Below are 25,486 nucleotides of genomic sequence, written 5' to 3'. Positions count from 1 at the left end.
TTGTCGGCTTCTCTTTTTTAGTTTCTTCTTAATTTAGCAAGCAGATGTAAAATTTCAAAGTACAGCCAGATTAACGTAACCATAAGTCCGAAGGCACCGTACCATTCCATGTATTTAGGCGCCCCACGATCTGCTCCATATTCAATAAAATCAAAATCCAAAACTAAATTAAGTGCAGCAATCACTACGATAAATAGGGAAATTCCAATCCCAATCGGACCTGTGCTGTGTAGATAAGGTACGCTTATTCCGAAAAAACCTAAGATAAAGCTTGTAAGATAAACAAGCATGATTCCCATAGTCGCTGAGAAAACAATCAATCGGAAATTGTGAGTCACTTTTATGATCCTAAACATATATGCGAGCAGTAAGGCGAACAACGTTCCAAATGTTAAAGCAACAGCTTGCAATGTAATGCCATTGAATTGAGCCTCGAAGTTTGCTGATATTCCCCCAACTGCTAGACCTTCCAGTGCAGCATATACCGGTGCAAGTAATGGTGCTGTTTTAGGAACAAATGCAACGATTAATGCCGTGACTAAGCCTCCGACCAAACCAATCACGATAAAATGACCGACGGGGTTACCTAAGTTGTATTGATACCAAGTAAATATTGCAGATGCCATTAAGATAAGCAGAAGAATAAACGTTTTGTTTACTGTTCCTGATAAAGTCATTTTCTTGCTAAAAGACGTCCCCCTGAACTTATCAAAAGTGGAGCCTTTTAAAGCAGGATTCGCACTTCTCAAGTAAAATCACTCCTTCTTTCCATACTTAAAAGTACGTGCAAGCAACATCAAAGTTTCATGCATTATAATAATTGGTTACATTATCAATCATTATAAGGGTATTTCCTAATGAATAAAAAAGAATTAGGGAATATTGACTATTTTAGACAAAGACCGACAAAAATTTAACGATATGGAAGTATTATATAGTTGAAAGAAGGGAGGTGAATGTATGCGTATATCAAACCTCATTATGCAGGGGTTTATCGCGGGTGCCGTCCTTTTTATTCCTGCAGAGGTTTTTGCAGAGAAAGAAGATGTGGAGAAACGGAATCAAAATGCTGAGCGAAACAATCAGCAAATCGTACAGCAAGCCAAAGTGACAGATCGTGTTCCTTTGCAAGCAACTAAACCTGTAGGAACAGCGTTGAAAACAAATCCGACTGAAAGTAAGGATAAAGCGGAGTTGAATAAACCTCAATCCAAGGATTCTGTAAAACGATCTGAAACAAAGCTGCCCAAGCAAGTTCCGATTTCTAAACAGAAAAGTTCTCAACATGCAAACTACCGAAGCGGGGTAAAAAAATCAGATCCTAAACGACAAACTAAAGAACTTGTCCCGATGAAGCAGACTGAAAAACTGAATCAGGCAGAGCGTTCTGATTTAAAAAAGCCTGAATCATCAAGTGCTATACATAGAAAAACATTGGTAAACAAATCCGCTTCAATAAAAGAATCGGTAAAGGTACTTAAAAAGAACTCTGCTCCATTAAAAGAGAATGTTAGTCAACCACCGATGGAAGAGAATTTTTCTCCTTTATCAGATAAGGAGTCTTCAAAAGTACCAACACACCTTGTTTCAAAGGTAATTCCTGCAACAACAGGACAAGGATCTTCCTCATCAACAAACCATACGGATGGTGGGGCCGGAACCTCATTTGCTAACTTTAAAGCTAGCTTAATGTTGCCGATTATCTTTGGAGATGGGGAAAAGGTTTCTGTGTATTTTGGCAGAATGGACCTCTTAAGAAGTCAATGGGTGAATGCACCGCCAGGAAGACCACCGGAAAGCGCTCTTTAATTTTTCAAGAAGATTGTGATGAAACCAACTATCTGAAAATTTAAGGAGCGAAATTAAAATGAAAAAAGTCAACCGTACATTTGTAAAATCTATCGTATTTGCTGGAACATTAACTCTTGCAGCTGTTGTAGGTACAGGTGCTGCTGAAGCAGCTGGGCACCAATCAAAAAAGGCTATCGCAGCTCAAAGTGCAAAAGGATCTCAAGGTAACGTACAAGCTAAGGATGAAAAGTTTGAAAAACCAGCTAAAGTTACTGTAAAGATTCAAAAGCCAGTAAAGGTTGAAAAGCCAGCCAAACCTGAGAAAGCCACTATTAAGCCAGAAAAAGCTGAAAAACCTGCAAAAGATAAGAGTCATTCTCAAGCTACTGAACATGCAAGTGAAAATGCAAAGAAACACGCTGCTCCAAACTCAGCGGTTCATGCTGTACCGACTAAAACAGAAGAGCCAGTTGTAACAGAGCCTGTAACTGAAGAGCCAGCAGAAGTAGTGGTGCCTGTTGAGGAAGAAGTAATTGAAGTTGAAATCCCTGAAACAGATACTGAAGAAGGCAAAACAGAAGATACAGTGACTGAAGATGAGGATGCTACTCGCAAAGAGGATCTTGAAGTTGATACTGACGAAAATGCAGTGAAAGAAGACGACGAAGACTCTGAAGATCAAGCAGTTCAAGAGGAAAATGAAGATAACCCAGTCAAAGAAGAAGAGAAAACAGATGTTATTGCTGACGATGATGCAGTAAAAGAGGACGAAGATTCTAACGACGAAGATTCTGAAGATGAAGAAGAAGTAAAAGAAAACAAATCTCTTCAAAATAAAATCAACTATAATGCATTCCAGCGTTCAAGTGAAAATGCGAAATTACATGCTGCACCAAGTGCTGCTGTACATGCTGATGCTGAAGTAACTGAAGAAGCGCCAGCAACTGAAGAGACTACGACTGAAGAGGAAGTAAAGGAAGAAACTCCTGCAACTGAAGAAGTTGTTGAAGAAGAAACAGAAGTAAAAGAAAACAAATCTCTTCAAAATAAAATCAACTCTAATGCATTCCAGCATTCAAATGAAAACGCAAAATTGCATGCTGCACCAAACGCTGCTGTACATGCTGAAGCAACAGAAGAAGTAACGGAAGAAGCACCGGCAACTGAAGAAGAAGTTTCTGCTCTTTTGAACAAAATTCGTTCATTTGCAGCTGAGCAAGCTTCTGAAAATGCAAAGTTACATGCAGCAATTAACGCGGCAATTTTAGCAGTTGAAGATGTTTTAGAAGAAGATGCTTCAGAAGTTGTTGAAGTTACTGCAACTGAAGAAGAAACAATTGAAATCATAGTAGAAACTGAAACAAAATAGTAAAAATGAAGTCAGGGGTACGCGGTCCCTGGCTTTTTTGTACTGAAATATTCTTTTATAAGTCTTCGGAAAAATTTATAAGTCTCCAAACTTTTTTATACGTCCTCAAAAAAATTTATAAGTCTTGGTTAGGTATTTATAAGTCTTCAGCTTTTAGACATCACATCACCTTACAATGACTATATATTCCAACGTTTTCTTTTATATGTTCGGGGAAGTATATTCTTAAAGACGCAAGGAGGTGGGATAGTTGCTACAAAAAGGTGATGTTGCACCTGATTTTACGTTACCATCCACATTAAAAAAAGATATTTCGTTATCAGATTATAAAGGGAAGAAAAATGTCCTTGTGGCTTTTTATCCACTAGATTTCACACCTGGTTGAATTAAGGAAATTACCTCTTGGAAAGAGGATTATAAACGCTTTGAAGATGCAAATACAGAAGTGCTCGCTATCAGTGTTGATCACATATACTCACACAATGTCTTTGCGGCAGCTTTAGGAACCTTGCCTTACCCTCTTTTAGCCGATTGGCATAAAAAAGTAACACAGAAGTTCGGCGTTCTTAACGAAGAGAATGGAACTGCCATTCGATCATGTTTTGTTATCGATCAAGAAGGCATTGTTCAATTCAGCAACCATACGTTTGATGCGAATGAAAAACTTCAGTATGAAGAAGTATTTAAAGCTTGTGAATCATGCGGAAAAGGAGAGTAACTGTGGACAAGGAACTCAAGAATCATAAACCCATTGAAGATCCTACTGCTCATGCAGAACAAGAGATCAACGCTTATTTTTATGACGAGAAAAAACAAACTGATGGCCATCCCACTGATTATATGAATAGTGAGATGCCCGCTGTTAATATTGCTAAACCTGATGATGAAAAATAAAGCTGCTTTTTAGCAGCTTTTATTTTTGGGCTTTATTTAGCATATCTCTTGAAACCGGCAACATACAAGTAATGTTGTGGTACTATATAAGCAGAAGTATGCTGATATAGGAATAGGAAGGAACAGCTGAATGAATATATTTTTAACCGGAGCAACTGGTTTTTTAGGTGGTCGCTTAATTCAAAACTTGGCGCGTGAAGGTCATACACTTTATGTGTTAGCGCGAAACTTACAAAAAGCTGAACAGCTTCTTCACAAGACAGCTGATTTGAACGGCGTTATTCATATCATTCAAGGTGATATCACCGCTCCTCACTTGGGAATGACGAAGGAAGCGGAGCAAGAACTTTCAGATAAAATTGATGTGTTTTATCATATGGCAGCTCTTGTGAAATTTGACTTGGACCTTAAAGATGAACTTTTTCAAATAAATTATACAGGTACACAACATGCACTACTTGCTGCAAAGAAAATGGGTGTTGCGCATTTTTATTATGTGAGCACAGCATATACTCTTGGCAAAGACGAATCTGCTAAAGAAGATTTGCACAGTTTGAACAATACATTCAACAATCCATATGAAGAAAGTAAGTGTAAAGCTGAACATCTATGTATGGAGTTTGCAGATCGTTTTAACGTAAGTATCTTAAGACCGGCGATTATTATTGGTGACTCTAAAACAGGAGAAGCAGATTCTAAGTTTACCCTGTACGGATTACTCCGTAGCCTTGAAGTCTTTAAGAAGAGATTTCAAAGAAAAGGTTTGGGTGATCGTGTATTCCACTTATTGTGTGAAGAGGGAAGTACGCAGAATCTTGTTCCTGTTGATTATGTAGCAGATATTTTATCGGGTGTTCTCAAAAAGGGAAGAGAAAATAAGATCTACCATATTACAAATAGCAATCCTCCGCTTAGTGCAGATGTTTTTCAGATTATGAGGGAAAAAGCAGGACTCGAACTCTTTAAGCTTGCTCCTTATGATTACGAGCCTTCTTTAAATGAAGAAGAAAAGCTTCTCAACAGCGTGATTGACGTTTATAAAAACTACTTGAACAGAAACATTACGTTTGATGACAGCAACACTCAACAAATGCTAGAAGAAATAGAAGCTGCACCCCTTCATATGGATATGCCTATGATCAAACGAATCATTGAAGGGTATCAGAATGCTTCTGTTCAAAAATAAAAATATGCATCTATTTACAATTTATGCATATCCTGCTATAGTGTATATGTAAAGTAACTAATTCTTAATGAAACCCAAGGAGGTATGTATCATGAGACAACTTAATGGAATGACTTCAGAGAGTGTAATTTATGTACAGCCTATTGGGACAATGAAGAACCGCTAGTAGTTTATTTGCGTGTAATTTCTTCGCTTAAATTTGTCATTTAACCATGGGCTGTACAACAGTGCCATGGTTTTTTATATGAAGAGGGGTATTTGTGTACCTTTCTTTCCGTAAAGAACCTAAGTATGTATATTTAGGTTCTTTTTATTTTGCAAGAAAGACTTTTAACTAAAATCATTGTTTCTAAGAAGTAATTTTTGTTCCTTTTTCTCCTTTGAAAAGGTGATTGGAGTGTAAGGTGGGAGACTCCTGGGGGATCAGCGGGACAGGTGAGACACCTAAGGGCGCATAGCGTCGAGGTGGCTCACCGCACGCCCCCCGGAAAGCGAGCACCTGGAACGGAAATCAACCACATACTAGGACAACATTATATTAGGAAAAGTTTTATAAAAAATGACAACATTTATTCGGAGGGTATTACATTGAATTTAAAATCACTAGGTTGGAATCAAACATTTGAAGAATCGTTTAAAACATATGAAAATCAAGATCTTGTTCCAGGAAGAATTAGTGTAGAACATAAAGGGCTATATAGTGTTCTAACGGAGCATGGTGAATTACTAGGTGAGATCACAGGGAAGATTCGCTTTAATGCAGCAGGGCGTCATGATTTTCCGGCTGTTGGAGATTGGGTCGCTGTTCAGGCTATTCCGCATGAAGGAAAAGCTTACGTTCACGGCATACTGCCCCGCAAGAGTAAGTTTTCTCGAAAAGCAGCAGGCTTAACAACAGATGAACAGATTGTCGCGACAAACGTAGATACAGTCTTTTTAGTGAATGCTCTAAATCAGGACTTCAACCTTCGTAGACTTGAACGCTATTTGTTAATGGCTTGGGAAAGCGGTGCGACTCCTGTTATCGTTTTAAGCAAGGCGGATCTTTGTGATGAAGTTCAAAAGTTCTTAGATGAAGTGGAAACCATTGCGTTTGGTGTTCCTACATTTGCAGTTAGTGCAGAAACTGGTTCGGGTCTTGATGAGCTTGCAGCATATATTACAGAGGGTGAAACCGTTGCTCTATTAGGTTCATCCGGTGTTGGGAAATCGACGCTTGCAAACAAACTTTTCGGCTCAGAGGTATTGAAAACAAACGTTATTCGTGAAGAAGATGGAAAAGGAAAACATACGACCACACATCGTGAACTGCTTGTTCTTGAAAGTGGTGGAATCTTAATCGATACTCCGGGAATGAGAGAGCTTCAATTGTGGGAAGGCGACAACAGTTTAAGCCAAAGCTTTCAGGATGTTGAAGGATATGCGGAGCAATGCCGTTTTCGTGATTGTACCCATCAAAATGAACCAGGGTGCAAAGTGCAAGAAGCGATTGAAACAGGTGAGTTAAAAGAAGACCGCTATAACAGTTATGTAAAACTTCAACGTGAATTAGCGTACTTCGCTCGCAAAGAAGATCAGAAGTTAGCGAATGCCGAAAGAGCAAAGTGGAAAAAACTCGCTGGTGACCGTACGCGCGTTCATCGTAAATAATTGAAATGCAAGAGGAATGGTTTTATGGCCACTCCTCTCTTTTTTTGCCTATTGATACTGATAGATTAACTTTTAAAAAGGATTTTCATAGGGAAACATCAAAATAAGAAGATTGAGGAGGGATAAGATGGCACATGTATTTACGATACAAACGCATCAAAGAGATGAGATGTATGAGATTACGAGTACATTGGAGGCTTATCTAGAAGAGCAGCGTGTAAACGATGGTGTGATGTACATATATTGTCCGCATACGACAGCAGGAATAACAATTAACGAGAATGCAGATCCGGATGTTGTTCATGATATGCTTATGCGACTGGATGAGATATATCCGTGGGAACACCCGAAGTATCGCCATGCTGAAGGCAACTCCGCTTCACATCTTAAAGCAAGTACTGTTGGTTCTTCGCAAGTTGTGTTTATTCAAAACGGCAAGCTTCTCTTAGGGACTTGGCAAGGGATTTACTTTTGTGAGTTTGATGGTCCACGGACACGAAAGTATCATGTGAAGATTTTGAACAAATAAATATATCCATAAAAGAAGGTTCACTGATATAACTAAGTAGTTCAGTTAATGTGAAGAAAATTAAAATGAACAGTCCTATTTCAATTACAAAAAGCAATAGAGATAGCGATACAATTTACAGTTAATGTAGCACAAAAAAACGCTTGAAGATTTCTTCAAGCGTTTTTCATCTTGTTTTATTTCTGTCATTCAAGTAAAGCCCTTGTTAGTGAAAAGTTCTATTCATCGGCATCTTGTCTTTTTTTCCTTAGACTATAGATATAGACTATTGGAATAAAGCCGCAAATAAATAAAATTCCACCCATAATTACTCCATCAATTATATCAAAACCATCAGTAAGAGATACAAAAAATCCGATAACAGTTGAAATGAAAACAATCACAACCAATGAAATACTTAGACTCTTTTTGGGGTTAATTTTATTGCTTTCGTGGTCTGCACTAATACTCATTGATAAATAAGCGGAAATAGCTGTGGTTAATATAAATACAAGCCATAGGGGATTTTCTCTCATTCCATCTAACCCTTTTGTAACAAAGTCATATCCTAAAATTCCAAGAATACCAACTGTTTGAACAATATACGCAATGCGGATGTTTTTTAAATTCTGTAATACTAAACGTTCATCTGTTATTTTGTTCATTTTTAATCACTCTTCCTTTCTATCCAAAATACTTCATCTAATGTTTTATTAACTGCATAGCAAATATCTAGACACAACTTTAATGTTGGATTATATTTTCCTTTTTCTATCAAGCTAATTGTTTGCCGAGTAACACCTATTCTTTCAGCTAACTGTTGTTGCGTTAAATCAACCTGTATACGAGCTATCTTAACTTTGTTTTCCAAATGATATAATCCCTCCTTACAAATAAATCGTAACATATATATTGCATTATTCAATATATATATTACATGTACACCGTGAAAGTCCTTTTTTAATTATTCTGCCTCGTCAGTTTTTGTGAAGAAACAGTAGAAATGGCAAAGTCTTTAATTTAAAGGATATAACAGTGAACCTTTTTTATTTCCTACTAAAGTTCTAGGCATCGAATGAAAAAGAAATATGTTGAATAATAGGGAAAACTTTTAAATTTAACATAAAAATTCTATTTTTCCAAAAATTTAGTTGTCTAATCCCTTTTCTTCATGTACTATTTTTTTAAATAGTGGAAATTATCATAATATTCAAATAAGGGGGATTTTAGGTGGGGATTAAGAGAGGGTTAAAAGTATTAGCGGTTTCCGCATTATCACTAGGACTTTTGGCAGGTTGTAATTCTTCTGGTGGCTCAGAAGGAAGCAATGGAGGGGGAGGAAGCGGAAAAGTAATCAAGATTGCAACGCAAACTCCTTTGTCTGGCGGTAGTGCAACACTTGGGGAATCTATTAAGCTTGGTGCGCAACTGGCGTTGGAAGAAAACAAGAAGAAGTTTGAAGACTTAGGGTACAAGCTCCAGCTTCAGCCGTATGATGATCAAGCAGATCCTAAAAAAGGTGTAGCAAATGCACAGCTGATTGGGTCAGATAAATCGATCCTTGGGGTAGTAGGTCACTTGAATTCAGGCGTATCCATCCCTTCATCTGAAGTTTATGAAAAATATAAAGTCCCGATGGTATCTCCAGCAAATACTGCGACAGAGGTAACGGACCGAGGACTTAAAACAGTGAACCGTATCGTAGCACGTGATGATTTCCAAGGTCCTGCAGGTGCAGACTTTGCGATCAATAAATTAGGAGCAAAAAAGATCTTCGTTATCCAAGACAAAACAGCTTACGGAACAGGGCTTGCCGATGCATTTAAGGAGGCAGCTGAAGAAGCTGGAGCAGAAATTCTTGGTTACGAAGGAATTACCGTTGGTGAGAAAGACTTTAACGGTGTACTCACACAAGTATTATCAAAGAAACCTGATTTAGTTTTCTTTGGTGGATTATACACAGAAGGCGGTCAGTTGATAAGACAAGCTCGTGACAAAGGAATTAAGATTCCATTCATGGGCGGAGATGGTATGGATTCCTCTACTCTAGTTGAGATCGCAGGAGATTCTGTAAAAGACGTTTATTATACTTCTGTAGCAGCTGATGCGAGCAAATCAACAGAAGGCAAAGATTTCTCTTCTAAATACAAAGAGAAGTTCAACAAAAACGTAGAGTCTTATTCAGCTTATGGCTATGATTCTATGAGCGTACTATTAAAAGGATTAGAGGCAGCGATCGAAGGAAGTGACGGAGACGTTCCGGCACGTGAGAAAGTAGCAGAAGAAATTCGTAAGATTCAAGATTTCCAAGGTGTTGTTACGAAGGTTGGTTTCGATGATATCGGAGACAACAAGTTTGCAAAAGTATACATCTACAAGTTCAGTGAAGCTAAATATCCAGGCGTTCAAGAAGGCGAAATCAGTAAGTAAACTTATGTTTACAAGAGAGGGAATGACCCTAACGGCCATGTCCCTCTTCTTTTTTACATACACTCCCCAGACGTGAAAGAGAGGAATATTTATGTTAGCTGAAATTTTACAAAGTCTGCCTCAAGTACTTGTAGATGGTATTGCTCTTGGTGCGATATACGCAGTTATTGCACTTGGTTATACGATGGTTTATGGGATTTTAGAGCTCATCAATTTCGCCCACGGTGAAATTTTTATGACAGGTGCTTTTATCGGAGTTGCGATGCTGATTCTCATGACAGGCATGGGCTGGCTAGCGGCAATGCCTGCCATTCTTGCTTTAATTCTTGTGTTGGTCGTTACGTCGATCCTGACCGGTTTCATGGGTGTTGGGATAGAGCGGATGGCGTACAGACCACTCAGGAATTCGCCTAAACTGATCACGTTGATCTCGGCGATCGGTGTATCTTTCCTGCTGCAAGATCTCGTACGTTTTATTACGGAATACAAAAGAGGAAATTATATCTTAACAGGTCCATCTATGTTTAATGAGCAATTTTCCATAAAATTTTCTAGCATCTCATCTTCGTTTAGTGATGCTTTCTTTAAAACATCTACATTGATCTTAATCATTGCAGTAGTGATCATGATGATCGGCCTGGACTTTTTCGTTAATAAAACGAAGTGGGGCATGGCGATGAGAGCAGTAGCTCAAGATCGTGAAACAGCTTCCCTTATGTCTATCAATGTGAACAAAGTAATCTCGTTGACCTTTTTTATCGGATCAGCTCTAGGTGGAGCAACAGGTGTTCTATTTGCTGTGCAATATGGAACGATTGATCCGTACATTGGCTTTATTCTAGGATTAAAAGCATTTACAGCTGCTGTTCTTGGAGGCATCGGAAATATACGCGGTGCTATGGCTGGAGGATTAATGTTAGGGATTTTAGAGATGTTCGCAGCTGCCAATCTGCAGCTCTTAACGGGTGGGATCTTCGGCGCAGAGTATAAAGATGTATTCGCGTTCGCCATTCTAATTGTCGTATTAATTTTCAAACCAGAAGGACTGTTCGGCAAAGCAGTTACTGAGAAAGTGTAGGTGAAGAGCGATGAATAAGCTGACAAGTAAACTAAAAGGCAACAAGCTAGCACAAATTATTCTGCTCGTCCTTTATGTACTGATTACCTCGTTGAGCCTATATCTTGCTCAAGCATCTGTAACAGCTTTTCTCTTGCTGTTGTTCTCATTGTTGCTTCTGTACTATACAGAGTTGCCAGACCGGCTAAAATGGTTGATCGCAGGCGTCGTCCTTATCGGTGTAATACCTTTTGTATCGAGCACCGGACCGGGTTATCAATCGTATATGGAAGTCGCTACAGTTGTCGGTATCTATGTAGCGATGGCATTAGGACTTAATATTGTAGTTGGTTTAGCAGGTTTACTAGACCTCGGGTTCGTAGCCTTCTTTGCGATCGGGGCATATACGTATGGAATCTTTGCAACAGGACAAGCTGCTAACTTTATGCCATTCGGAACGTTCCCGTTATCGGGGGAGAGCTTTTGGATCTTTATTTTAATAGGCTGCTTTGTAGCTGCACTTTTCGGTGTCTTATTAGGTATCCCTGTACTTCGTGTAAAAGGAGACTACTTAGCGATCGTTACGCTTGGTTTCGGTGAGATCATTAGAATTGTGTTTAATAATCTAGATAAACCTGTGAATATCACGAATGGAGCAATGGGATTAGCATCTGTTAAACCTCCAGAGATCTTCGGTTATCAGTTTGTATATCCAAACCAATTCTACTATATCGTTCTTGGTATCTTGTTTCTTGTCATTCTAGCTGTTAGAAGATTCGAGTTCTCAAAAATTGGCCGCTCATGGAAAGCGGTTAGAGAGAACGAGATCGCTGCACAATCAATGGGTATCCACCTTGTGCGTACAAAGCTTTTAGCATTTGCAATCGGGGCTTCTTTTTCAGGAATGATGGGAGTTGTATTTGCAGCGAAACAAACATTCGTTGACCCTACAAGTTTTACACTACTAGAATCTATCACCATCCTAGTAATGGTTATCTTAGGAGGCATGGGAAGTGTACCAGGTGTAATCCTTGGTGCAGCGGTGATTACCATACTAAATCTACAGGTGCTAACAGAGGTTACAAATTACTTAAATCAATTGAGTCTTGACGGTGTGATCAGCTTTCCAGAAGCACTTGCTCCAGCAAAAATGCAACGATTTATCTTTGGAGCGATTTTAATCATATTTGCCATCTATCGCCCTCAAGGGTTGATACCATCTAAAAATCCTGTGTTTGATGAAGAGTCTCTTAAAGAGGGGTCTAAAAAGCACAGAAAAGAACAGATTACGGTTGAACCTGACAAAGGGTTTCAGGCATAGGAGGCGGTATAAAGATGTCGATTCTAACAGTTAGTAATCTTACGAAACAGTTTGGCGGACTGGTTGCTGTAAATTCAGTTGATATGACAGTGGAAAAAGGTTCGATAACAGCTGTGATCGGACCGAACGGAGCAGGGAAGACTACCTTTTTTAACCTAATCACAGGGGTATACCAGCCGGATAATGGGAATGTGCAACTCGGACCGACTTCTTTAGTTGGGTTGAAGCCACACGAAATTTCCCGGCATGGAATTGCTCGTACGTTCCAAAACATTCGTCTTTTTTCAAACATTACCGTTCTCGAGAATGTAATGGTAGGGTTGCATAAACAGTTGAAAGCGGGAATCGTTGGTACTCTGTTTCAAACAAAAAAGGTAAGAGAAGAAGAACAGCAGGCAAAAGAAGAGGCTTACCATTGGCTTGAATATGTCGGCCTAGCCAAGCATCTGAACGAAGATGCTCAGAATCTATCTTATGGAGCTCAGCGCAGGCTAGAGATCGCGCGTGCACTGGCTACAAAACCTAAACTCTTGCTGCTAGATGAACCAGCAGCAGGGATGAACCCGAGAGAAACGCGTGAGTTAACGGAGTTTATCCATCGTATGAGAGAGGACCTAGACGTAACAATCGTTTTGATCGAACACGATATGAAGCTAGTCATGGAGATATCTGAACAGATCTTTGTATTGGATCATGGTGAAAAGATCGCTGAAGGAAAGCCTGCTGAAATCCGTAATGATGTAAAAGTGATTGAAGCTTATCTTGGAAAAAGTGCCGTAACACCAGCGTAAGGAGGAGAACGATGAGTATTCTGCAATTAAAAGAAATTAACACATATTACGGTGGTATTCATGCGCTAAAAGGTATCAGCATTTCTGTAGAAAAAGGGGAAATCGTTACATTAATCGGATCGAACGGTGCAGGGAAATCCACAACATTAAAGACGATCAGCGGACAGGTTCTGCCGAAAACAGGTTCTGTTATCTATGAAGGAAAGGATATCTCTAAACAACCTGCGCACATTACTGCTCAAACGGGTATTGCCCACGTTCCTGAAGGAAGAAGGATATTTCCAAGACTTTCGGTAAAAGAGAATTTAGAGATGGGTGCTTTTATCGTAAAAGACAAAAAAGTCATTAAGGAACGAATGGAACAGGTCTTCGACTATTTTCCAAGGTTGAGAGAACGTTTAACCCAAAAAGGAGGTACGATGAGTGGCGGTGAGCAGCAGATGCTCGCCATGGGTCGTGCCCTTATGTCAAAGCCGCGTCTATTGTTGCTTGATGAACCTTCAATGGGATTAGCCCCTGTTATTGTAGAACAAATTTTTGATATTATAAGTGATCTCAATAAAGAAGGAATGACGATTCTTCTCGTTGAACAAAACGCATTTCAGGCTCTGCAAATCGCCAATCGAGGGTATGTGCTTCAGACTGGAGAGATCGTGATGGCTGGTCAAGGGAATGAGCTCATTACAAATGAGTCTGTTCGAGAGGCTTATCTGGCTTAACTAGACGGTTATAGCAAACGATGCTTTGTAAGCAGTTGATTTGCGTTCCAGATGCTCGTGTTCCGAGGGCAAGCAACTTTTCGAAACAATCTATTGTAAATTCAACAGCATAGTTTACAGAACAAATGAAACCGGGTTGGTAGAAGCTCGGTTTTCTTTTTATGTATATTTCCTCTTTATTATTGGATGAAATTGTTATACCTTTAAAAGGAAGACGAAAGGGGTATGATTCATGATTAAAGTACTCTTTGTATGCTTGGGAAACATATGTCGATCTCCTATGGCGGAGGCAATTTTTCGAGATCTTGTAAAACGAGAAGGATTATCTGAAATCATTTCGATTGATTCTGCTGGAACAGGAAACTGGCATGCAGGTGAACCGCCGCATGAGGGAACAAGGAACATCTTGAAAGAAAACCAAATATCCTATGATGGCCAAAAAGCACGGCAAGTGAAGACAAAAGATTTAACAGATTACGATTATATCATCGGGATGGACGCTGAGAATATCGGTAACATGCATAGGATGGCGGGGCAAACTCAAACAGGTATGATCGCAAGACTAATGGACTTTGTACCTGAAGTTGAAAAAGAGGATGTTCCTGATCCGTACTTTACTGGTAATTTTCAAGAAGTATATGATCTTGTGACAATCGGCTGTGAGAGACTTCTAATAGAAATAAAAAATAGAGAATCGTTATAATCAGGAGGATATCGGATGGGTGAAATTCGTCAATTATCATCAGAACAAGAAGTACGTGATGCTTTTCCGGTTATGAATCAGCTTCGTACACATCTTTCAGAAGACCTTTTCTATGAATTATTTTTGCAGATGGAGAAAGAAGGTTATACGTTATTCGCCAATGTTCATGAAGGAAAAATTGTTGCTGTGGCTGGTTTTGCGATGCTGACAAACCTTTACGACGGCAAGCATATTTATTTATACGATCTAATCACTGATTCAAACGAAAGATCAAAAGGATATGGTGAGGAACTTCTTGCATTTTTGGAGTCCTTTGCACTTCAAAATAACTGTAATTGTGTTGCACTGAGTTCAAATGTGGACCGTAAAGACGCTCACCGTTTTTATACAGAAAAGATGAATTATGAGATGCCGAGCTATGTGTTTAAAAAGAGATTTTAAAGTAGCTGAGCATCGATTATAAATATTGACGGAAGAGCATTAATCAGTGCTATAATCTCGACTAAACGAACGGGAAACCTTATGCAACCTAAATGCATTGCATAACTATTGTAGCAAAGTAAAAAGCTGGCCAAGGAAGATCATGTTATGATCGAACCTTAGCCAGCTTTTCTCTTGTAAATGGGTTATGTTTTAGTAAATCTTATTAAGCACGGCTACGCATACTGCGCATGATCCAGCTTACGATAAGTACTACTACAACTGCACCGATAATAGCTGGAACGATTGCAAATCCTGCTACCATTGGTCCCCAATCACCTAACAATAATCCACCTAACCATGCACCAACAAAACCTGCGATGATGTTACCGATGATTCCGCCTGGTACGTCACGCCCTGTTAAAAGACCTGCTAACCAACCGATGATTCCTCCAATTATAAGTGCCCATAATAAACTCATGTAAAATTCCTCCTTTTTTTTTGTAGGTTGTAATATGGAATTATTCTTAAGTTACCCATTATAAAAAATTATAAACTTATCCTGAAAAAAGTTTTTATCACCCTAAGTAAGGGGAAAGATAAAGGGAAATGTATAAAAATAAGTAAGGGGTGAGAGAAACTTTGACGTTATGGCATATACTCAAACATATGAAAGCCAAAGCATTTGGAATCGAATTCATGCATGGTTTTCAAAGAGGAGATGTTACAGGACTTGCAGCACAGCTTGCTTATTATTTTCTGCTTTCCCTGTTCCCTTTTCTTATCTTCTTATTAACGCTCGGTGCCTTTTTTATAGAACCGAAAGAAGCGCTCGATCTGTTAGAGCATTTTGTACCAACAGAGGCGATGGATTCTGTTCGGGAGAATTTACTTGCTGTATTAGAAGGCAGAAGCGGTGGTCTCTTATCTATTGGAATTCTAGCTACGATATGGTCAGCTTCTAATGCGATCAATGCAGTAATTAAGACGTTAAATGAAGCATACGGAGTTAAAGAATGCCGTAGTTTCATTAAAACAAGGTTGTTGGCTATTTTCTTAACGTTTGGTGTTATTTTTGCTTTTGTAGTTGCACTTGTTTTTCCTGTATTCGGAAAGATGATTGGGAACGCAGCGTTTTCTTATTTAGGGTTGAGTGATGAGTTCCTGCAAATCTGGGGAGTGTTACGGTGGTTGATTAGTTTTCTTATCATCTCGACAGTTGTATCTGTTCTCTATTATTTAGCTCCATGCAAAAAGCTGAAATATAGTGAGATCTGGTACGGTTCACTTGTTGCTACATTCTTTTGGCAGATCGTTTCGTTCGGTTTCGCATTTTATGTGGATCATTTTGGGAATTATACAGCTACCTATGGAAGTATTGGAGCGATTATTGTTCTTATGCTTTGGTTTTATCTTACAGGTATCGTACTTTTATCAGGTGGAGTCCTTAATGCCACATTCCATAAGTTTAAGATTGATTTTGCCAAGAAAAGGGGCTTGTTAAAGGCTGAATCCTAGGAAAAACTATACATACCTTGTCGTTAAGGAGGTATTATTGATATGGGAAAAAGCAATAAACAGACCCACAACAATAAGAACAACAAAAATGATAGTCAGCATAAGACGAGTAAGTCTTCTAACAAAAAGAATGACTTTCATTAATCGAACACGAACAAGTATGAAGCTGTCCTCTTAGCAGGGCGGCTTTTTTATTTGTTTAGAATCGGCAATGAAAAAGTACATAAGAAGTACATGTTTTGAATGAACTATGCGAAATGTGTATAGGTAATGGGAGAAAGTTTGTGTCTTTTACCTGTATCTCCTTAAGAGCTTTGCGTGTTACACTAAAAAGGCACTTATGGGAATTTCTTTAAAAAAGGCAGGAGAAAAGGCAGTATGAAAAAAGTAAGATTCATCTTTAGCATTTTAGGTACACTTCTTTTTATCGTGTACATGGCAGTTTTGATTAAAGCCACTCTTTTCTCATTTAATGAGTACGTTTATGGAAGATCAGCTAATCTCGTTTTGTTTGACAGTATAAGGCTGATGTGGAGAAGCGATGATGATTGGCTCATTCTGAAGAACATAATAGGAAATGTTATTTTGTTTGTACCATTTGGTTTGTTGCTGCCTTTAATTTACCGAGTGTTTAACTCATGGCGTTTTATTTTCATTTTTGGTTTTGGTACAAGCTTTATTATAGAGGTTCTTCAATATGAGTATTTCAAACGAATATTCGATATTGATGATATATTTCTTAACGGTATCGGTGCGATGCTAGGACTGTTTTTATATAAGTTCTTAGCGGTGCTCTTTCGTTGGATTGAACGATTGCTAAAATAAATCTAAAGCAAGAATTTTATAAGATAAAAGAAACCGGACAGCGATTATAGCTGTCCGGTTTTAGTATACTTACTTTGTTTCTTTTCCTAGTACACGGTTAACACGCTTTGTTAGCATCTTCATACCGTCCCCACCAGCTTGGTAATGACGTAGCTTTCCTTCTGCATCAAAAACATAATAAGCAGGTACGTATTCATTTTCAAACGCGTCTGTTAGAGCGTGGTCGTTATCAACGAAGATGGGCTGTGTAATATCGTGTTCTGCTGCTACTTCTTTAATTTGATCGATATCCAAATCTTTTTCTGAACGAGGCATATGAACCGCTATAACGTTCAGTTCGTCTTTATAGTCATCGCGGAATTGATTAATGTTAGGCATTGCATCCTTACATAATCCGCAGCTTACAGACCAAAAATGAATAAGCGTTGGTTTGTTTCCAATCAAGTCACTTTTAGAAACTTCTCCATTAATCCATTGTGTAGCACCACTGAGTTCTGGCATATCCGAACGTAATCTCATCATAAAAATATCTACTCCTTGTTTTGAAGATAGTTAAGTTATCTAATTTCTAGTTTAAAGATTGAACAATTAAAGTCAAAATTCCTGCTTTACTAATATGATGTAAAAAGAAAAATATTATTTTTAAGCTGTTTTAGACTTAAGCGCGATCTCATGTTTATTTTTAATAAAAAGAATCGGTAAGCAGAGTACAAATAACATACCGCAGATGGCAAATACAAAAGCACCGCCATCGAACCAGCTTATGAAGCTTCCGCCGATCATAGGACCAGACATGCTGCCAATGCTAAAGCTGATGCCTGCTAAGATATTACCTGCTGGAAGGTGATATTTAGGAAGTAGATCACTCATATACGCGATCCCTAGAGAGAACATCGATCCGACAAACATTCCAGATAAAAAGAACAAACTGATAAGAAGCCAAAAGTTATTCATGCTCCAATATGTTGCCAAAAACGAGAAGAAGCCGGAGACGAAAGAAAAGATGAGAATTGGTTTTCGCCCCAATTTATCACTGAGAATTCCAAGTGGCAGCTGGAAAACAAGGCTGCCTAACACGAAGGCTGGCAGCAGAAGCGCTACCCAATCTAAGCTTATCCCGTTGCGAAGTGCAAATACGGGAAAAGAGCCGTGAAGAGTCGCTTCTAAAAAGCCGTAACCAAATGGCGGCAACAAAGATACCCATGCTAATTTCAGTACATCTTTATAGCGATCGATGGCAGTAATGCCAGAAGTACGAGCAGATTCTGTTTCAGGTCTTTCGTTGCGTATCGATGTCATAAGAAGAAAAGAAAGAAAACAAAGACCTGCAGCAAGCCAAAAAGGAAGGTTTTCGTTCACTTCTAACATCTTCGTCATAAGAGGTCCGATTCCAAATCCTGCTCCGAACGCAATCCCATATATAGAGATATTTCTGCCTCTCTTGTTTTCAGGGCTACTTGTCGTGATCCAAGTTTGCGTAGAGAAATGCAGCATATGATCTCCAATACCGATCAACAGTCTTAGTACAAACCAAAACCAAAATACTTTCCAGACGGGAAACATTGCAAAACAGAGTACGACAGCTAACAGACCAGCTAATATGAGTGGTTTATACCCAAACCTTCTAAGAGGCTTCTCAATAAATGGAGAAGCGATCAAGATCCCTATATAAAGAGCTGTTGCATGAAAACCATTTAAGGAAGCGGATGTACCGTCCTGTTCAAAAATGACTGCAATTAAAGGAAGCAGCATGCCTTGAGCGAAACCTGAAATAAAAACAATGCTGACTAAAACTGAGAATTTATACGTAGAAAGCTGCATGAGCATCTCCTTTTCAAAACAAACTAAAACCATTGTACAATGGAAATCATAAAAAGTTGAGTGTAAAGTTCAAGATTAGAGGTGTGTAAATTTGGAATTTAAGATGACTGAAAATGGTTTTGAAACCGAGGTAGATTTCGGAACACTCGAAATAAGCGGGAACGCGGAGTATGGTTATCGACCGTTTCAACTGCTCGTTTCATCTATCGCCGTATGCAGTGGTGGAGTTCTACGTAAAGTACTAGAGCGGATGAGAATGCCTTATGAAGATATTACTGTTCAAGCTAAAGAGACGAGAGTGGAAAAAGAGGCAAACAGAGTATCTGAAATTCATCTTCACTTTTTAATTAAAGGTAATAATTTGTCTGAGGAAAAGGTTGAAAAAGCATTACATGTAACGCGAAAAAATTGCTCCATGGTCCAGTCCGTTAAAGATAGTATAAAAATCACCGAAAGTTTCACCATTCAAGCTTGAATAATACCCTGGTTCTTTAGAGAATCAGGTTTTTTTATTTCCAACAATACCCGTACGAAACAAAGTAAGGAACGTGGATAAATTTTGTGGGTTAGAAAAAAATAGGGGAAAGGAGGATGTTATGAAAAAGAGAATTTTTATTATGTTATTTGTCATGCTTTTTGTGTTATCCAATACAGCGCTAGCAGCTGAAAAAACAAAACAACAGCCAGAACAAAAACAAAAACAAGCAGAAAAAATAGAAAAGGCTGCTCCAAAGGCAGATATAAAAGTACCGAGTTCTGTTCTTAGCATATCAAAAGAGAACACGTATCCTAACTCTGCACAAGATCTTCCGTACTTAGAACCGAGCAAGCTCGCAAAAGCAATGCTTAAAACGTCTGATGTTCCAATCACAAATCCGGATCTCATTCGATTATTGAATGAGTCGACGATCAATGGATCAAAAGTAGCTTTCTGGTACCGTGCAAAAATTTACTTAGGTCAATGGCCGCTGTCTTATCAATCAACAGAGACGACCGTGAACTGGGAACATCAACAGATTAACACGAACCGTTTAGACAATAGGGGTGCAAAAGCCGTTGCGAAATTGTCTTATAATCAAACGGCTCATAAAAAAGTGAGTGGTGGCCTGACAGCTTCTATTCCTAATAGTGAAGCCGTTCAAAAGATGATGCTCATCACAGCAGCAGAAAAATCGAAGCTGCCGTTATCGTTCCAAACTGCTGTTGGTGCGGGTACAAAGAAATCAAACGTATACCATGTGTCACCAAAACAGGTAGGATATTTAAATAGTTATGTCCCAGCCGTAAATGAAAGAGGAAGAGTAACTTACGGAGAAGTGTATATCGTTCTAAAAGGCGGTAAGAGAGAGATCGTCATTCAAAACGTTACACAGCAAGGAATTGGTGCTTGGATTCCGGTTCAAGACCACGTCTCATTCAGTTTTCATACAAGCAATATGTAAAAAAGGACAGCTCCTTAATCAGCTGTCCTTTCTTTTTTCTTCACCTTTGTTGTACTTTGAAAGTAGTTGATTTCCGCTACAGGTGCTCGCTTTCCACGGGGCGAACGGTGAGCCTCCTGCCGCTTTGCGCCATTAGGAGTCTCCACCTGACCGCTCGTCCCGTAGGAGTCTCGCACCTTTCACTTCAATCAACTGTCAATGAAGAGGACGGTTTAAAAGTACCATCTCTCAGCATTAAAAAATTAACAATGGTCCACCCATTGTTCGCTCCAGTCTTGAATGGCATTGATAATTGTTTTTAAAGAATTACCTTTATCCGTCAGTGAATACTCAATTCGCACAGGCGTCTCTGGGTAAACGTTACGTTTCACAATTCCCACAGACTCTAATTCCTTCATCCGTTCTGTAAGCATACGATCGCTCATTTCGGGAATCTGGGACTTGATGTCTTTAAACCGTTTAGGGCCATCCATCAAAACGCGAATGATGAGTCCTGTCCATTTTTTGCCGATAATATCCATGGCTACTTCGTACTTCGGACACATCGTGCTATAATCCATTATCATTCACCTCAATCTATATGAAAAAACGATGCTTTTTCTACAGTCTATATTTGCCTCCTATTATACGGTTTAAACTTACTTTTGTAAAGTTTATAACTTTTTAACGCTTTAAAGCTTTGAGGTATTATTTTTAAAATCAACTTCTTGATAGTAAGAATGCTTTACAAGCACGTTCGGTCCTAAACATTGCACAGCTGGGCAATGACAGCCTAGTTCTTTAGCAAGTTCTGATTGGTTCCATGCTTCATAAGCATCAAGCAAGCTCGTGTCTTTAATGTTCCCGAGAGCAGGAGCATCCCCAAAGTCTGTAACAATAATATTGCCATCAAACAGGTTGATGTTTAACCTCGATCTTCCATCAGGGTCATTACGCACTGTAACATTTTCTTCTGTTTGAAGTCTTCTGATCAACCTTAAGTCCTCTTCGTCTTGGGAGCAAGCATAGAAGGGAAGAGTTCCGAATAGCATCCATGTGTTCTTATCACGAATATTGAGTAGATGATGAATACTTTCACGCATTTCATGTAGAGAGATTGTTTCCAAAGTACTCGCGAAATCGCTCGGGTACATAGGGTGAATCTCATGACGCTGACAGCCCATCTCAAGAACGTGTTTATGTATCTCTTCCAAGTAGGGCAACGTCTTCTTATTTAACATCGTTTCAGCAGATACCATCACACCAGCTTTTGTTAAAGCTTGTGCGTTTTCAACTAAGCGGGTGAAATACGCTTGGCGTTGTTCAACAGAAGGCTTCTTTTCCATCATCGCAAAACCAGTATCAGAAAATTCCTCCACCGTTCCCCAGTTATGGGAAATGTGAAGCACATCCAAATACGGAATAATTTTTTCGTAGCGTGCTAAATCTAAAGTTAAATTTGAGTTGATCTGAGTGCGTGCACCACGTTCTCTTGCGTATTTTAAAAGTGGCACAACGTAATTATTTACTGATTTTAAGGAAAGCATCGGCTCACCGCCAGTAATACTGAATGCTCTTAATTGAGGGATCTCATCGAGTCTTTTGATGACAAGGTCAAGTGGAAGAGGCTCAGGGTCTTTTGTTTGCAGCGTGTATCCGACAGCGCAGTGTGCACAACGCATGTTGCACAATGTGGTTGTCGTAATTTCTATATTGGATAGCTGAAGTTTTTTATGTTCACTCATATCTAAATAAGCTTCCCACGGATCGTTCTTTGGGGTTATCGCTTTTAATTCGGTTTTTAACACCATCATACATCTCCTTTGCGACCATAAATGGACAGTATCTATCTTAACCGAAGCCTCATTAAAGAAAAAGGATAATATTCTGTTGGCAAAATCGGTTGACCTTGTTAAAGTAGAAGGGATGGAAAGGAGAGATCAACATGGGTAACTCTATTCAGGATAAATCCTCTCAAAAAGAATATATTAAAAATCGTATTGACTTATTAGTTGATGTTTTAGATTCTATAGATGCTGAAACAGCTGGAATTGAAGAGATCGACCGAATCATCGGAATGCTGGACGACTTAGAAGAAAAGTGCAAACAGTTCCGTCACGATTGGGAAGAAAAATAAGCTCGAAAACCGTTTCTTTATTAAAGAGACGGTTTTTTTTGTTATAATGAACTCATTAATAATTTGATTACGCTTACAATAGCAAGTCACAAAGGGGTAGTGAAGAGATGGAGAAATTTCAAGAAAGCATGTACAAGCTGATTGTTGAAACATCAACGAAATTGCCAAAAGACGTTCGCCGTGCCATTCTTGCAGCTAAGCTAAAAGAAAACGCCGGAACACGTGCTGCGATGTCTTTAGATACGATTACGGATAATATTTTAAAAGCTGATGAAAATGTTTCACCGATCTGTCAGGATACGGGACTTCCTACTTTTAAGATCAAAGTTCCTGTAGGAGCGAACCAGATTAAGATGAAAAAAGCGATTCGTCAAGCGATTGCGGATGCAACAAAAGATACGAAGCTTCGTCCGAACTCAGTTGATTCGATCACTGGAGACAACAGTGGAGACAACTTAGGGGACGGAACGCCTGTTATTAAGTTCGAGCAATGGGAAGAAGATTACATCGATGCTCGTCTGATCTTAAAAGGCGGCGGGTGTGAGAACAAAAACATTCAATATAGTCTTCCTGCTGAGTTAGAAGGCTTAGGACGTGCGGGACGTGATTTAGACGGTATCCGTAAATGTATCATGCATTCCGTCTATCAAGCTCAAGGTCAAGGCTGCAGTGCCGGTTTTATCGGTGTTGGAATTGGGGGAGACCGTACATCAGGGTATGAGCTTGCTAAAGAGATGCTATTCCGTTCGGTAGATGACGTTAATCCGAACGAAAATCTTCGTAAACTTGAAGAGTATGTGATGGAGAACGCGAATAAGCTCGGTATCGGTACGATGGGCTTTGGCGGTGAAACGACATTACTTGGCTGTAAAGTTGGTGTGATCAATCGTATTCCAGCGAGTTTCTTTGTATCAGTAGCTTATAACTGCTGGGCATACCGTCGTTTAGGTGTAAAACTGAACGCTGAAACGGGAGAAATTCAAGATTGGTTGTATACAGAAGGCGAAGAAGTGGACTTCACTAAAGCTGAAGAGGAAGCAGCTGCTGCTGTTGAACAGCAGGAAGAAAAGACGAGAAGCGTCACGCTTGAAGCTCCTATTACCGAAGAGCAAATCCGTGAGCTAAAAGTCGGAGATGTTGTGACGATCAACGGCATGATGCATACGGGTCGAGATGCTATTCATAAACACTTAATGGATAATCCTGCTCCAATCGATCTGAACGGTCAGATCATCTATCACTGCGGACCAGTAATGGCAAAAGACGCTGAAGGAAATTGGGTCGTAAAAGCGGCAGGACCAACGACAAGTATTCGTGAGGAACCCTACCAAGGTGATATTATGAAAAAGTTTGGAATCCGGGCAGTTATTGGTAAAGGTGGAATGGGTCCAAAAACATTAGCAGCTCTTAAAGAACATGGTGGTGTTTATCTGAACGCTATCGGCGGTGCTGCACAATATTACGCAGAGTGCATGGAGAAAGTAGAAGGTGTTGACCTGATGGAATTCGGTGTTCCAGAAGCGATGTGGCACATTCGCGTTAATGGATTTACAGCCGTTGTAACGATGGATTCACATGGAAACAGTCTACATGAGCATGTGGAGAAATCATCACTACAAAAGTTGGAGCAGTTTAAAGATCCCGTATTTAAATAATATGAATGTGTGAGCCACAGTTCTGATATGGAACTGTGGTTTTTTATTTTTACCGTATGATATGCATAGGGAGTGTCGAAAAATGTCTATATTTGTAGACTCGTGGATAAATCGCAAAAACTTTAGGATTGGGCATTAAAACTTGTGGATTGAAGCACAAAACTTTAGGATTGAGCATCAAAATTTGTGAATTGTAGCAGAAAACTTTAGGTTTCACCATATAAACTATCGGATACAAAACGCCAGGATATTTGGTTTCAACAAATTACACTCGTTTCCTTTATATCCCTAGCATGGTTTTCTACAATTACACCCAAAATAAAGGTATAGGTTGTCGCTTGAAGGAGGAAGTTTAATGAAAATCAATCGGCTCCTGTGCCTAATATTGGTTTCAATCATATTTTTTACACAATCGCATGTTATTTATGCTCAAAGAGGCGTATCCAATCAAAGACTGGAATGGTACTTTGAGAAAAAAGGGGAAGAGAAGCCTCCGATTACAGATGCAAGATACATGGAGCTCGTCCATAAATACGATAGCCTTTTTATTGGGGACCCGACCAAAAAAGATATCTATTTAACCTTTGATAACGGATACGAAAACGGTTATACCGATAACGTTTTGGATGTTTTGAAGAGAAAGAAAGTACCTGCAGCCTTTTTTGTAACCGGACAATTTATGAAGACTCACCCTCACCTAATTAAACGAATGGCTGAAGAAGGGCATATTGTTGGGAATCACTCTTATTACCATCCAGATCTTACCCAAGTGTCTGATGCACGTTTGAAGAACGAGCTTGAAAAAGTAAAGCACAGATACACGGAGATAACCGGAAAAACTGATATGAGCTATATTCGACCTCCAAGAGGAGTGTTTAGCGAAAGAACGATTATGCTTGCTAAACAAGAAGGCTATACACATGTGTTCTGGTCACTTGCCTTTTTAGATTGGGAAACCAATAAACAGCGTGGTTGGCAATATTCATACAATCAGATCATGAAGCAGATTCATCCAGGTAGCATCATGCTTCTGCATACAGTTTCTAAAGACAATGCAGATGCACTCGAACGCACGATTGAAGCTCTTCAAAAAAGTGGCTACACATTCAAAAGCTTAGACGACTTACAGCTTAAGAAATCTGTGCCAACACCATTATTGTTTAAGTCTTAAAAAACACTTTTGCATACTTTGCGAAGGTGTTTCTTTTTGTACTAAAAGGATACAAAAAACGCTTAAACCTTTGCTTTTGAGAAAACAGTGGTTTAAGCG

29 protein-coding genes are annotated in these 25,486 nt (G+C 39.2%); 21 read left to right on the top strand and 8 right to left on the bottom strand.

Features of this window, described 5'->3' with window-relative positions; translation table 11 throughout:
• Positions 1-17: 17 nt before the first annotated feature.
• Positions 18-749, bottom strand: coding sequence for a Bax inhibitor-1/YccA family protein (locus tag IHV11_RS19380; protein ID WP_197195965.1), 732 nt, complete (start codon positions 747-749; stop codon positions 18-20).
• Between the two features lie 211 nt (positions 750-960).
• On the opposite strand from IHV11_RS19380, the gene IHV11_RS19375 reads away from it, so the two are divergent.
• The 7 genes from IHV11_RS19375 to IHV11_RS19340 all read left to right on the top strand — a co-directional run bounded on the left by IHV11_RS19375 (position 961) and on the right by IHV11_RS19340 (position 7,419).
• Positions 961-1,809 carry a hypothetical protein gene (locus tag IHV11_RS19375; RefSeq protein WP_197195964.1) on the top strand — a complete coding sequence of 283 codons (849 nt, stop codon included), beginning with the start codon at positions 961-963 and terminating at the stop codon, positions 1,807-1,809.
• Positions 1,810-1,867: 58 nt separating this feature from the next.
• On the top strand, positions 1,868-3,160 hold the full coding sequence (locus IHV11_RS19370; RefSeq protein ID WP_197195963.1) for a hypothetical protein: 1,293 nt from the start codon (positions 1,868-1,870) through the stop codon (positions 3,158-3,160).
• A gap of 250 nt (positions 3,161-3,410) precedes the next feature.
• Positions 3,411-3,878: a redoxin domain-containing protein gene (locus IHV11_RS19360; protein WP_231620416.1), complete on the top strand. Its 468-nt coding sequence runs from the start codon at positions 3,411-3,413 to the stop codon at positions 3,876-3,878.
• A gap of 2 nt (positions 3,879-3,880) precedes the next feature.
• Positions 3,881-4,054 carry a hypothetical protein gene (locus IHV11_RS19355; RefSeq protein WP_197195962.1) on the top strand — a complete coding sequence of 58 codons (174 nt, stop codon included), beginning with the start codon at positions 3,881-3,883 and terminating at the stop codon, positions 4,052-4,054.
• A 130-nt stretch (positions 4,055-4,184) separates the two neighbouring features.
• Positions 4,185-5,240 carry an SDR family oxidoreductase gene (locus tag IHV11_RS19350; RefSeq protein ID WP_197195961.1) on the top strand — a complete coding sequence of 352 codons (1,056 nt, stop codon included), beginning with the start codon at positions 4,185-4,187 and terminating at the stop codon, positions 5,238-5,240.
• Positions 5,241-5,828: 588 nt separating this feature from the next.
• Positions 5,829-6,890 (top strand): ribosome small subunit-dependent GTPase A, encoded by a 1,062-nt coding sequence (gene rsgA, locus IHV11_RS19345; protein ID WP_197195960.1) that lies wholly within the window; start codon positions 5,829-5,831, stop codon positions 6,888-6,890.
• Between the two features lie 127 nt (positions 6,891-7,017).
• The gene (locus IHV11_RS19340; protein WP_197195959.1) at positions 7,018-7,419 is read left to right on the top strand and encodes a secondary thiamine-phosphate synthase enzyme YjbQ; all 402 of its coding nucleotides are present in this window, start codon (positions 7,018-7,020) and stop codon (positions 7,417-7,419) included.
• Between the two features lie 218 nt (positions 7,420-7,637).
• Here IHV11_RS19340 and IHV11_RS19335 read toward each other — a convergent pair whose 3' ends face one another.
• Together IHV11_RS19335 and IHV11_RS19330 are read right to left on the bottom strand one after the other, a co-directional pair.
• On the bottom strand, positions 7,638-8,063 hold the full coding sequence (locus tag IHV11_RS19335; protein ID WP_197195958.1) for a hypothetical protein: 426 nt from the start codon (positions 8,061-8,063) through the stop codon (positions 7,638-7,640).
• A gap of 2 nt (positions 8,064-8,065) precedes the next feature.
• Positions 8,066-8,269 (bottom strand): helix-turn-helix transcriptional regulator, encoded by a 204-nt coding sequence (locus tag IHV11_RS19330; RefSeq protein WP_197133967.1) that lies wholly within the window; start codon positions 8,267-8,269, stop codon positions 8,066-8,068.
• Between the two features lie 359 nt (positions 8,270-8,628).
• Between IHV11_RS19330 and IHV11_RS19325 the strand changes: the two genes are divergently transcribed.
• The 7 genes from IHV11_RS19325 (at position 8,629) to IHV11_RS19295 (ending at position 14,860) form a co-directional block, all read left to right on the top strand.
• A complete protein-coding gene (locus IHV11_RS19325) occupies positions 8,629-9,828 on the top strand; it encodes a branched-chain amino acid ABC transporter substrate-binding protein (protein ID WP_197195957.1) in 1,200 nt (399 codons plus the stop codon).
• A gap of 91 nt (positions 9,829-9,919) precedes the next feature.
• Positions 9,920-10,906: a branched-chain amino acid ABC transporter permease gene (locus IHV11_RS19320; RefSeq protein ID WP_197192103.1), complete on the top strand. Its 987-nt coding sequence runs from the start codon at positions 9,920-9,922 to the stop codon at positions 10,904-10,906.
• Positions 10,907-10,916: 10 nt separating this feature from the next.
• On the top strand, positions 10,917-12,206 hold the full coding sequence (locus tag IHV11_RS19315) for a branched-chain amino acid ABC transporter permease (protein WP_197192104.1): 1,290 nt from the start codon (positions 10,917-10,919) through the stop codon (positions 12,204-12,206).
• A gap of 14 nt (positions 12,207-12,220) precedes the next feature.
• Entirely contained in the window at positions 12,221-12,997 is a 777-nt protein-coding gene (locus IHV11_RS19310; protein ID WP_197195956.1) for an ABC transporter ATP-binding protein, read from the top strand.
• A gap of 11 nt (positions 12,998-13,008) precedes the next feature.
• Positions 13,009-13,716 (top strand): ABC transporter ATP-binding protein, encoded by a 708-nt coding sequence (locus IHV11_RS19305; protein WP_197195955.1) that lies wholly within the window; start codon positions 13,009-13,011, stop codon positions 13,714-13,716.
• Positions 13,717-13,948: 232 nt separating this feature from the next.
• On the top strand, positions 13,949-14,419 hold the full coding sequence (locus IHV11_RS19300) for a low molecular weight protein-tyrosine-phosphatase (RefSeq protein ID WP_197195954.1): 471 nt from the start codon (positions 13,949-13,951) through the stop codon (positions 14,417-14,419).
• Positions 14,420-14,434: 15 nt separating this feature from the next.
• Positions 14,435-14,860, top strand: a complete 426-nt coding sequence (locus IHV11_RS19295; protein WP_197195953.1) for a GNAT family N-acetyltransferase — start codon at positions 14,435-14,437, stop codon at positions 14,858-14,860.
• 205 nt (positions 14,861-15,065) lie between these two features.
• Here IHV11_RS19295 and IHV11_RS19290 read toward each other — a convergent pair whose 3' ends face one another.
• On the bottom strand, positions 15,066-15,320 hold the full coding sequence (locus IHV11_RS19290; protein WP_066391095.1) for a GlsB/YeaQ/YmgE family stress response membrane protein: 255 nt from the start codon (positions 15,318-15,320) through the stop codon (positions 15,066-15,068).
• A gap of 161 nt (positions 15,321-15,481) precedes the next feature.
• Between IHV11_RS19290 and IHV11_RS19285 the strand changes: the two genes are divergently transcribed.
• Both IHV11_RS19285 and IHV11_RS19280 read left to right on the top strand, forming a co-directional pair.
• A complete protein-coding gene (locus IHV11_RS19285) occupies positions 15,482-16,357 on the top strand; it encodes a YihY/virulence factor BrkB family protein (RefSeq protein ID WP_231620415.1) in 876 nt (291 codons plus the stop codon).
• A 378-nt stretch (positions 16,358-16,735) separates the two neighbouring features.
• Complete coding sequence (locus IHV11_RS19280; protein WP_197192108.1) at positions 16,736-17,182, top strand: VanZ family protein; 447 nt, start codon at positions 16,736-16,738, stop codon at positions 17,180-17,182.
• Between the two features lie 69 nt (positions 17,183-17,251).
• Here the strand turns inward: IHV11_RS19280 and IHV11_RS19275 are convergent, their stop codons facing one another.
• Positions 17,252-17,701: a redoxin domain-containing protein gene (locus tag IHV11_RS19275; RefSeq protein WP_197195970.1), complete on the bottom strand. Its 450-nt coding sequence runs from the start codon at positions 17,699-17,701 to the stop codon at positions 17,252-17,254.
• A gap of 123 nt (positions 17,702-17,824) precedes the next feature.
• Complete coding sequence (locus IHV11_RS19270; RefSeq protein WP_231620414.1) at positions 17,825-19,003, bottom strand: MFS transporter; 1,179 nt, start codon at positions 19,001-19,003, stop codon at positions 17,825-17,827.
• A gap of 91 nt (positions 19,004-19,094) precedes the next feature.
• Between IHV11_RS19270 and IHV11_RS19265 the strand changes: the two genes are divergently transcribed.
• Entirely contained in the window at positions 19,095-19,478 is a 384-nt protein-coding gene (locus tag IHV11_RS19265) for an OsmC family protein (RefSeq protein ID WP_197195951.1), read from the top strand.
• 121 nt (positions 19,479-19,599) lie between these two features.
• Positions 19,600-20,445 carry a YfkD famly protein gene (locus tag IHV11_RS19260; protein ID WP_197195950.1) on the top strand — a complete coding sequence of 282 codons (846 nt, stop codon included), beginning with the start codon at positions 19,600-19,602 and terminating at the stop codon, positions 20,443-20,445.
• A 242-nt stretch (positions 20,446-20,687) separates the two neighbouring features.
• Here IHV11_RS19260 and IHV11_RS19255 read toward each other — a convergent pair whose 3' ends face one another.
• On the bottom strand, positions 20,688-21,005 hold the full coding sequence (locus tag IHV11_RS19255; RefSeq protein ID WP_066243338.1) for a winged helix-turn-helix transcriptional regulator: 318 nt from the start codon (positions 21,003-21,005) through the stop codon (positions 20,688-20,690).
• A 111-nt stretch (positions 21,006-21,116) separates the two neighbouring features.
• Positions 21,117-22,235, bottom strand: coding sequence for a radical SAM/CxCxxxxC motif protein YfkAB (yfkAB, locus tag IHV11_RS19250; protein ID WP_197195969.1), 1,119 nt, complete (start codon positions 22,233-22,235; stop codon positions 21,117-21,119).
• A gap of 134 nt (positions 22,236-22,369) precedes the next feature.
• On the opposite strand from yfkAB, the gene IHV11_RS19245 reads away from it, so the two are divergent.
• From IHV11_RS19245 to pdaA, 3 genes are all read left to right on the top strand, one after another.
• Positions 22,370-22,561, top strand: a complete 192-nt coding sequence (locus IHV11_RS19245; RefSeq protein ID WP_066243343.1) for an SE1561 family protein — start codon at positions 22,370-22,372, stop codon at positions 22,559-22,561.
• 107 nt (positions 22,562-22,668) lie between these two features.
• A complete protein-coding gene (locus tag IHV11_RS19240; protein WP_144703919.1) occupies positions 22,669-24,216 on the top strand; it encodes a fumarate hydratase in 1,548 nt (515 codons plus the stop codon).
• Positions 24,217-24,571: 355 nt separating this feature from the next.
• Positions 24,572-25,387 (top strand): delta-lactam-biosynthetic de-N-acetylase, encoded by an 816-nt coding sequence (gene pdaA / locus IHV11_RS19235; protein ID WP_197195949.1) that lies wholly within the window; start codon positions 24,572-24,574, stop codon positions 25,385-25,387.
• Positions 25,388-25,486: the final 99 nt, after the last annotated feature.

Source organism: Fictibacillus sp. 26RED30 (assembly GCF_015903845.1).
GTDB lineage: Bacteria > Bacillota > Bacilli > Bacillales > Fictibacillaceae > Fictibacillus > Fictibacillus phosphorivorans.
The sequence above is the reverse complement of the archived record's forward strand: the minus strand, read 5'-3'. Positions and strand labels throughout refer to the sequence as shown.

Coding starts and splice junctions, on each gene's coding strand:
- IHV11_RS19375 (WP_197195964.1), top strand. CDS start 961: ATGCGTATATCAAACCTCATTATGCAGGGGTTTATCGCGGGTGCCGTC.
- IHV11_RS19370 (WP_197195963.1), top strand. CDS start 1,868: ATGAAAAAAGTCAACCGTACATTTGTAAAATCTATCGTATTTGCTGGA.
- IHV11_RS19350 (WP_197195961.1), top strand. CDS start 4,185: ATGAATATATTTTTAACCGGAGCAACTGGTTTTTTAGGTGGTCGCTTA.
- IHV11_RS19340 (WP_197195959.1), top strand. CDS start 7,018: ATGGCACATGTATTTACGATACAAACGCATCAAAGAGATGAGATGTAT.
- IHV11_RS19335 (WP_197195958.1), bottom strand. CDS start 8,063: ATGAACAAAATAACAGATGAACGTTTAGTATTACAGAATTTAAAAAAC.
- IHV11_RS19320 (WP_197192103.1), top strand. CDS start 9,920: ATGTTAGCTGAAATTTTACAAAGTCTGCCTCAAGTACTTGTAGATGGT.
- IHV11_RS19315 (WP_197192104.1), top strand. CDS start 10,917: ATGAATAAGCTGACAAGTAAACTAAAAGGCAACAAGCTAGCACAAATT.
- IHV11_RS19310 (WP_197195956.1), top strand. CDS start 12,221: ATGTCGATTCTAACAGTTAGTAATCTTACGAAACAGTTTGGCGGACTG.
- IHV11_RS19305 (WP_197195955.1), top strand. CDS start 13,009: ATGAGTATTCTGCAATTAAAAGAAATTAACACATATTACGGTGGTATT.
- IHV11_RS19300 (WP_197195954.1), top strand. CDS start 13,949: ATGATTAAAGTACTCTTTGTATGCTTGGGAAACATATGTCGATCTCCT.
- IHV11_RS19295 (WP_197195953.1), top strand. CDS start 14,435: ATGGGTGAAATTCGTCAATTATCATCAGAACAAGAAGTACGTGATGCT.
- IHV11_RS19290 (WP_066391095.1), bottom strand. CDS start 15,320: ATGAGTTTATTATGGGCACTTATAATTGGAGGAATCATCGGTTGGTTA.
- IHV11_RS19280 (WP_197192108.1), top strand. CDS start 16,736: ATGAAAAAAGTAAGATTCATCTTTAGCATTTTAGGTACACTTCTTTTT.
- IHV11_RS19275 (WP_197195970.1), bottom strand. CDS start 17,701: ATGAGATTACGTTCGGATATGCCAGAACTCAGTGGTGCTACACAATGG.
- IHV11_RS19270 (WP_231620414.1), bottom strand. CDS start 19,003: ATGCAGCTTTCTACGTATAAATTCTCAGTTTTAGTCAGCATTGTTTTT.
- IHV11_RS19260 (WP_197195950.1), top strand. CDS start 19,600: ATGAAAAAGAGAATTTTTATTATGTTATTTGTCATGCTTTTTGTGTTA.
- IHV11_RS19255 (WP_066243338.1), bottom strand. CDS start 21,005: ATGGATTATAGCACGATGTGTCCGAAGTACGAAGTAGCCATGGATATT.
- yfkAB (WP_197195969.1), bottom strand. CDS start 22,235: ATGGTGTTAAAAACCGAATTAAAAGCGATAACCCCAAAGAACGATCCG.
- IHV11_RS19245 (WP_066243343.1), top strand. CDS start 22,370: ATGGGTAACTCTATTCAGGATAAATCCTCTCAAAAAGAATATATTAAA.
- IHV11_RS19240 (WP_144703919.1), top strand. CDS start 22,669: ATGGAGAAATTTCAAGAAAGCATGTACAAGCTGATTGTTGAAACATCA.
- pdaA (WP_197195949.1), top strand. CDS start 24,572: ATGAAAATCAATCGGCTCCTGTGCCTAATATTGGTTTCAATCATATTT.